The following is a 7777-nucleotide window of genomic DNA, read 5'->3' as shown; positions in this document are numbered from 1 at the left end:
TGGCTAAGTTTTAGTCTGAGATTGACATAAAGCGCTCCTAGTAATAGGGGCGCTTTTTGTTTGGGGAAAAATTTTTTAGAGACCTGCTTCTATCCGCTAAATCCCTTAAATCGGTTACCACCCTTACCTCCGTTACATCCATTCGTTGCTTTCCTTCTTCCTTTTTACTTATTTTTTCTTCCTTTATTCTTTAATTTTTTATGATTACTATAGAATATAGCCACTAGGCCGATCGAGATACTGTCAGGAACCCCAGAGCTGAAGCTAGGGGCTTGAAAGAGAAATCTAACAAGCCATCTTGACCAGCCTAAGTCTTAACTGACTACGTTTTTTGAGTCACGATACCCTGGGATGCGTAGCTAGTCCCTTGCTCTATCGTTGAGAGTTAAACAGTTCTAAGGTCACGCTTTACAGTGCTTTCAGCCCAACAAGCTCACTAAACATTGACCGACAAGCTAACATTACCCCAGAAATGGGAGTTTGAGGCAACAATACCTCATCGGAGGGGCAACCATACCCCTCCAACCCCGAAAGGGGATTCAAGGCGGTTGAAACCGCTACCGAGTTCCTCCCCATGTCGTTAGCCCGGGGCTTCCCTCTCGTTTTTGGTGACATACTCCACGGGCGAAATCTTATATTATGGTCTAGGATTCCAATAGTCGGATTCAGAATATGTTGGGCTTGCTATAAAGTGTTCGCTAGCAGCAATGCAATTGTGTCAATTCCAGAATCTAACCATAGACAAATGTAGCTGATCAGGAGTCGCTCCTCACCGTCCCAAGCGCTCTATCTGTAAGGAGAATTTGTATTATGAAAGATGGAAAAGAAGTACGCCGCGTCTCCACCGCAGTGATTGCTGGTGTTTGCGGGTTGGCTTTACTTGCGGGAGGGGGCATTGCCTGGTGGACGGCGAATCGTTCGCCAACTCCCGCAGACACACAGTCTTCCGCTCCGACTAACGCTCCGGCGCTGTCCCCAATTCCTGCGGAATCCCCTGTTGTAATTATCCCGGTGCCCCCTCCAACTCCTGTCCCAGTTCCTAACGCTCAGACGCCTAACGCTCAGACGCCTAACGCTCTGGTGCCAAAGTCGCCACAGCCAAAGCCTTTGCAGCAAACAGATGTCCAGACAGTGCAAGTTTACTGGGTTAAAGATGCCAGCGGCAAATTTGAGGGAGTTCCTACGAAAGTAGCTGTCAAACAAGCTGACAAGCCTGATGCAGCTTTACAAGCTGCTTTTAACAGTTTGTTGGCTGGGCCGAAGGATGGAACTGTTTCTAGCGAAATTCCTAATGGGACAAAACTCAGGGGTTTGAGTGTTAAGAATGACGGAGTTTATGTGGATTTGTCGGCCGAATTTACTTCGGGGGGAGGGAGCAATTCGATGACTGGTCGGTTAGGGCAAGTTATCTATACGGCTACGAGTTTACAACCGAATACCAAGGTTTGGATTTCGGTGGAAGGCAAGCCTTTAGAACTTTTGGGTGGCGAAGGTTTGGAGGTGGCTCAGCCGAGTACCCGCCAAAGTTTTGACAAAAATTTTCCTCTTTAGTAATTATGAGTCATTAGTTACAAGTGATTAGTCATCGGTCTCAAGGCCGATAATAGGAATTGATAACTGATGACTCATGACTGAGGATTGAGGATTGAGGATTGAGGACTGGCAACTAATTTTCAGTGCTTCGTAGTTAGGCTAAATGCCCGAAAGTGTAGGGCTTGCTGTTCGATCCGGCTGGCAAGCCGATCGCACACCATATTACACAGCTCGAAAATTAACTCGTCTTGCACCTTATAATAGGCTGAAGTGCCTTCACTCCGGCGAGTAAGGATACCAGCTTGGAGCATGAGTTTTAGGTGCTTAGAAACATTGGCTTGACTCGTTTGAGTAGCTTCCACCAACTCTTGCACGCATTTTTCGCCGTCGCGAAGCAAGTTCAAAATTCGTAAACGCATTGGCTCGCTCAAAATACTGAAATACTCAGCAACTTGTTGCACAACCTCTTGCGGGACAGGCTGGGATGACTTCATCAAACTCACCGGAGAGAAGTGATCTGGAAATATTAGCATTTATTCCATAACAATAAAGTAATCTTTCAATCCGGATTAATTCGCATCAAAACTTGACCGTATTCGACAGGTTCGCCATTTTGAACTAAAATTTCCATCACTTGACCGGACACTTCATCAGCATCGATCTCGTTCATCAGCTTCATCGCTTCGATAATACAAACTGTCTGGCTGACCTTGATGCGATCGCCCACATTGACAAAAGGCGGCTCGTCAGGAGCAGCAGCGCGATAAAAGGTTCCTACCATCGGCGAGATAATTGGCACCCATTTCGTATCGACAGAAGCAGGTACGGCAGCAGGTACGGCGACAGGGGCGACGGGTACAGGGGCAGCCAGATCCGCTGCTAAATTTTGCTCAACAGCCGGAGTTGACGCTAAGGTGGGGCTAGCAACAGCGCCCAAGGCGATCGGAGCGACTGTCGCCACGGCAGCAGGGAGCGCAGCAGAGGTGCCTGGTGAACTTGCCAGACTGCCTTTGCGTACTGTCAGTTCAATATCCCCACTTTTTAAGGTCAGTTCCGAAATGCCAGTTTTGTCTAATACAGTTAGCAGGTCACAAAGCTGGTTTAAGTCTAGTTGCACAGCAGATTCAAGGGTAATTGAGAATTGAAAATTGAAAATTGAAAATTGAAAATTCAGAATCAGGCGAAGCTAGGAGCATCAACGACTTTGAAGGCAAAAGGGATAGTTTTTAAGCTGTGAGCGATGAGTATTGAATTTGGACTTCTTTAACTCATAACTCAGAACTAAAAACTAAAAACTCCCTTTTCCTCTCTCGTTTCTACTCTCGGCCGAGGTACTTGTCTTCACGAGTATCAATCCGAATCCGTTCTCCAATGGAAATAAATAGAGGCACCATAACCTGAGCTCCGGTGGAGACGATCGCGGGTTTGCTGCCACCAGTGGCAGTATCTCCTTTGACTCCGGGATCGGTTTGCATCACTTCCAAGACAACAGAATTGGGCAGTTCCACTTCCAGGATTTGGTCGTTCCAGCGAAGGATGTTGACTTCCATCCCTTCATTGAGGTACTTGACTCGATCGCCTATTTGCTTAGAATTGAGGCGACTTTCCTCGTAGGTTTCCATATCCATAAAGACGAACTCGTCGCCCTCTTTATAGGTATGCTGCATCACACTCTTTTCCAGGTTGGCTTGAGGCATAGTCTCGCCCGCCCGGAAGGTTTGTTCTACTACGTTTCCGGTTTGGACGTTTTTTAATTTTGTCCGCACGAAAGCCGAGCCTTTTCCTGGCTTGACGTGGAGGAATTCGATAACCCGCCACACGCCGTTATTCCATTCAATTGAAACACCTGGTCGAAAGTCGTTACTAGAGATCATATAAATTTTTGCGGGCAATCCCGTCGCCTTGGGGCACGGGGGAACTACAGTCAGTCGATTTTAGATTTTAGATTTTAGATTTTAGATTTACTCCACAGATGAATTTGGGAGATTGAACCTTGGTCTAAAATTTTGATCTCTCCACGACAGGAGTCTGGGGATTGTATCCGTTTTTGAGCGGGTCAGGTTAAAGCTGCAGTCTAGCTGACGGCATCAAAAAAGCAATTGGCATTTTATTTTACCGTTCAAAGGGAGCAAGTGCTGTACTGAAATGTTAATGGCAGTGGGCAGTGGGCTGTTGTCAGTTGACTGGTGACTATTGTTAGTGGGCAACTCCCTCCCTGCCCGAACGAACAGGCACTTTAGATGGGTAGCAGCTTAGAAGGCCGACAGCGCTGTGGGAAGATAATAGAGGCAATAAAAGTTAAAGTTATGTTGCATTGGCCTAATTTCTCGATCAATACGTGCAAGCGCTGGGGCAAAACCGTCGCTTTAGCGCTCTTGCTGTTCACTCTCTCCCTGAGTTTCAGTTCAGTCTCCCATGCCAAACGCCCCAGCAGCAGTATGCCTGCTGGGAATGCGATTACGGACGGGCGGGCGCTGCTGCGCTTCGCTTTACCTATTGACAATCAAACTGTGCGAGAGTTGCAAATCAGTCTCGAAGACATTGGCAACCACATACGATCTAAACGTTGGGGGCCGATTAGCAGCGATGTCAGTAAAGCTTCCAGGATTCTGAACCTTCGGGAATCTGACCTTTTAGAGAGTATTCCCGACGCCAAAAAGCCGGAAGCTGAGGCGCTAGTTGCAGGAGTCAAGGACGGAATTGCTCAACTGGAAAAGGCTGTTGAGGCTAAAGACAGGGACAAAGTGATTGACTTGAAAGCCACAATCTTAGGTTCGGTAGGCGAAATCGAAGAGTTGATGGTGACAAAGTTTCCGTTTGAAGTGCCTGCCAAGTATGCTAATCTGCCTCAACTGAAAGGGCGCGCTACTGTGGCTGTACAAACTGAAAAAGGGGAAATTAATGTTGTGGTTGACGGCTACAGCGCCCCGGTTACGGCTGGTAATTTTGTGGATTTAGTTGATCGAGGTTTTTATGACGGTTTGCCGTTTATTCGATCGGAAGAATCCTACGTTTTGCAAACAGGAGACCCCGAAGGCAAGGAAGTCGGTTTTATTGACCCAGCTACTGGCAAATACCGGAATGTACCGCTAGAAGTGCTCGTCAGGGACGAAAAAGAACCTATTTACGGGATTACTCTAGAAGATGCGGGGCGTTATCGCGACGAACCTGTTTTACCTTTTTCGGCTTTCGGTACAGTGGCGATGGCTAGGGAAGAAGCCGATCCCGACAGCGGTTCTTCTCAATTTTTCTTTTTCTTGTTTGAACCTGAACTCACGCCCGCTGGCCTGAATCTTTTGGACGGCCGCTATGCTGTTTTTGGTTACATGATTGAAGGAAAAGAAGTTTTGGAGCAACTGAAGCAGGGAGACAAGATTGTATCTGCTAAGGTAGTTAAAGGAATCGAAAATTTGGTGCGACCTCAAGTTTAATTAATGACGGCGATTGAAATCGCTGCTTGTCAAAAGTGACGGCGATTGAAATCGCTTTTACACAAACAAAGCCCGCCTGTGCGGGCTAAAAAAATCAAGAGTGACTGCGATTGAAATCGTTTCTAGATGGTGAAGGAGATTGAAATCGCTTCTGCACAGATAAATCCCGCATCAGCGGGCTGGAGGAAGAGATGATTTTTATAGTTTCGTTATTAAAATTAGGAATTAAATCTAGAATATGGCTATTTTACAATTTTTATTGGTAATAGGTTTGGGCGGATTCGCCGGGTTGTTGATTGTAAAAAATGTGAATGAAAGCAAGCAAAAGCAGCGGTTGGATGAGGCTTTTTATCAGTTGTTGGAAACTCACAACAGTCAAATTTCGTTGATTCAACTGGCGGCTAATGCTAGGGTTGAGGCTGAAGTGGCTCAGCAGTATTTAAGTCGGCAAGTTAAGATTTTTTCGGCGATTTTAGAGGTAGATGATGAAGGGGATACTTTTTATAGGTTTCCTAGGTTGCGCTTGCCGCCGAGTTCGGGTAAGGAATGGTAAAGCAGTGGACAGTGGACAGTTGACAGTTGACAGTTGACAGTTAATCTTTTTGCTGGATAACGTAAAGTTTTGTAACAAATTCCGTGTCTTTGCATAAAATCTCGATCGCGCCTCAGATAGATACACAGGGAAGTCGTTCTCTACTCCCCAAAGGGACTAGACCAACTTGATGACAAAATCTGAGGTGCACATGAAAAGATTCACAAAAATGCTTGAACAAGCTCCCCTGAAAGGGTTTGTTCAAAGCTGTCTGTCGTTGACTGCTTTCACCGTCTTGGGATTTAGCGCCGTTGAACCGGTAAATGCCGCCAGTCTCCATACTGGTTTCGCTTCCTATGCCGTTACCGACCTCGGCCAAACCAATGCCTACGGTATAACCAATTCTGGACAAGTGCTAGTTAGTAATGGTGTTGCTGGGGTGTGGGACAACGGTCAGATAACTGAAATCAAAGACACCACTTGGGCTTACCAAATGAATAGTTCCGGTCAAGTCGTGGGTCGTTATCTGGGTGAAAATTGGACGAATAATGCCTACGTGTGGGAAAACGGTCAAAGGACTGACCTCGGTTATTTTGGTGGTATCAGCAGTCTGGCTAGCGACATCAATGACGCTGGACAAATAGTTGGTTGGTTTAATACTACAAAAGAGAAATTTAATCCCTTTTTGTGGCAAAACGGCGAGATGATCGATTTGGGTACTCTTGGTTTCAATGGAGGGGCTCAGGGTATCAACAATCAAGGACAAGTAGTTGGTTATTCGGGCCTAGCTTTAGGCATAACTCATGCTTTCCAGTGGGAAAATGGCAACATGATTGACTTGGGAACCCTTCCAGGAGATAACGGCAGTACAGCTTATGATATCAATGATTCTGGGCAGGCAGTTGGTGCTTCATCAAATAGTACCCTCAAGCAAAGCCATGCTACTTTGTGGTCAAACGGTGAAGTTACAAACCTCGGTACTCTCGGTGGCAATATGAGTGCTGCGATCGCGATTAACAATAAAGGGCAAGTAGCAGGCTTTGATACCGTTACTGGCAATGGCGGGCTCAATCATGGTTTCATCTGGGAAGATGGCGAAATGGCTGACCTCAACAGTCTGATTGATGAGGAGTCTGGGTGGTTTTTACAACAAGTAAGCGGCATTAACGATCGCGGTCAAATTGTGGGACAGGGCATTAACAGTGCCACTGGAAAAAGTCATGCTTTCCTCCTCAACCCAATCTGCGGTAGTTCTCAGCGAAATCCCTTGTTACCTGATAGTTTTGAGGATGGTTGGCATAGTTTTAATAATGTTGTCAGCCGTAAATGGTTTGACCCGCCCACGGCTGCTGGTTTTACTTTCAAAATAGGCGATGCTGCGGCTTCTGGCGGTAGCGGGGGGACGGGTGATGGCTGCATTGTTGACAAAAGCCCGATCGTACTTACTCCCAATCCAACGGAACCATCGCTATTTACTAAAATTCTAGGTCTTCCCAGCGGCATTGATGCTGACGAACTTTTCAGCGTCTTAGTTGGCGGCCAAGAAATCGGCAAATTCAAGCCTAATGAAGTAGTAGATTTTGTCGCCTTACTCGGTTACGGTGTTTCGGAGTTTAGCGTCACTGGCATTGATGCAGTAATTGACCCGAAAAATCCTCTAGCTTTCCCGATTAAATTGGAATCTAATCGAGATAAGTTCTCTTTCAAGATGCGGGCGATGGATGATGCGGAAGCTGTTCCCGAACCTTCTGAGATTGCGGGGATAGTAACTTCGGCTGCTTTTTTTGCTGGTTTGTTGCTGAAGCGGAAGCGGAAATTAGCGGCGATTGGATCGGCTCTTGAAATCGCTTCTACACACACGAAGTCTGCCTCAGCCGACTAAGAAATCATGTTAGATTCTCGAATCCTCAAAGAATTCGAGAATCTAGTATTATATTTAGGTTTACTTGTCAAATAAGTTGATGTCCGAATTGTTCATATCTCTATTCTCTTCCTCTGCGCCCTCTGCGCTCTCTGCGTTAACAGTTGACAGTTGACAGTTGACAGTGAAGTTTTTAGGCAGGGGATTTAAGCCCCTGCCTAAAAACAATCCACCTAAAGGTGGGGGCTTGAATCCCCTGTGATGCAGGTTAAATAATTCCAAAAAAATCATAAACGATAGTAGATAAAATCAAATATAATAGTATCAAATTAATAAAAAATTCTCGTATCGGCTCAATAAGTAGGGGTAACAGTTAATCTAGTTGCCAAGACAAGCCCAAGGGATGAAGAGAAGATTTTT

Annotated in this window: 7 protein-coding genes; 4 read left to right on the top strand and 3 right to left on the bottom strand. The window is 46.0% G+C overall.

The features are described from left to right. The first annotated feature begins 810 nt into the window (after window positions 1-810). Window positions 811-1551, top strand: a complete 741-nt coding sequence (locus QUA58_RS30215; protein WP_333257342.1) for a GerMN domain-containing protein — start codon at window positions 811-813, stop codon at window positions 1549-1551. A 122-nt stretch (window positions 1552-1673) separates the two neighbouring features. Here the strand turns inward: QUA58_RS30215 and QUA58_RS30210 are convergent, their stop codons facing one another. The 3 genes from QUA58_RS30210 to efp form a co-directional block, all read right to left on the bottom strand. Then, on the bottom strand, window positions 1674-2066 hold the full coding sequence (locus tag QUA58_RS30210) for an ArsR/SmtB family transcription factor (protein WP_006631662.1): 393 nt from the start codon (window positions 2064-2066) through the stop codon (window positions 1674-1676). Between the two features lie 26 nt (window positions 2067-2092). Further along, window positions 2093-2650, bottom strand: coding sequence for an acetyl-CoA carboxylase biotin carboxyl carrier protein (accB, locus tag QUA58_RS30205; RefSeq protein WP_333257339.1), 558 nt, complete (start codon window positions 2648-2650; stop codon window positions 2093-2095). Window positions 2651-2849: 199 nt separating this feature from the next. Then, window positions 2850-3407 (bottom strand): elongation factor P, encoded by a 558-nt coding sequence (efp, locus tag QUA58_RS30200; RefSeq protein WP_333257336.1) that lies wholly within the window; start codon window positions 3405-3407, stop codon window positions 2850-2852. Window positions 3408-3839: 432 nt separating this feature from the next. Here efp and QUA58_RS30195 point away from each other — a divergent pair, with 432 nt between their 5' ends. From QUA58_RS30195 to QUA58_RS30185, 3 genes are all read left to right on the top strand, one after another. Next, window positions 3840-4964, top strand: coding sequence for a peptidylprolyl isomerase (locus QUA58_RS30195; RefSeq protein WP_333257333.1), 1125 nt, complete (start codon window positions 3840-3842; stop codon window positions 4962-4964). Window positions 4965-5202: 238 nt separating this feature from the next. Next, a complete protein-coding gene (locus tag QUA58_RS30190; RefSeq protein ID WP_333257330.1) occupies window positions 5203-5517 on the top strand; it encodes a hypothetical protein in 315 nt (104 codons plus the stop codon). 190 nt (window positions 5518-5707) lie between these two features. Then, window positions 5708-7378, top strand: a complete 1671-nt coding sequence (locus QUA58_RS30185; protein ID WP_333257328.1) for a PEP-CTERM sorting domain-containing protein — start codon at window positions 5708-5710, stop codon at window positions 7376-7378. Window positions 7379-7777 lie beyond the last annotated feature (399 nt).

It is taken from the genome of Microcoleus sp. N9_A1, from assembly GCF_036701795.1.
In the GTDB taxonomy this organism is placed as follows: Bacteria; Cyanobacteriota; Cyanobacteriia; order Cyanobacteriales; family Microcoleaceae; genus Microcoleus.
This window is presented reverse-complemented; position numbering and strand designations above follow the sequence as displayed.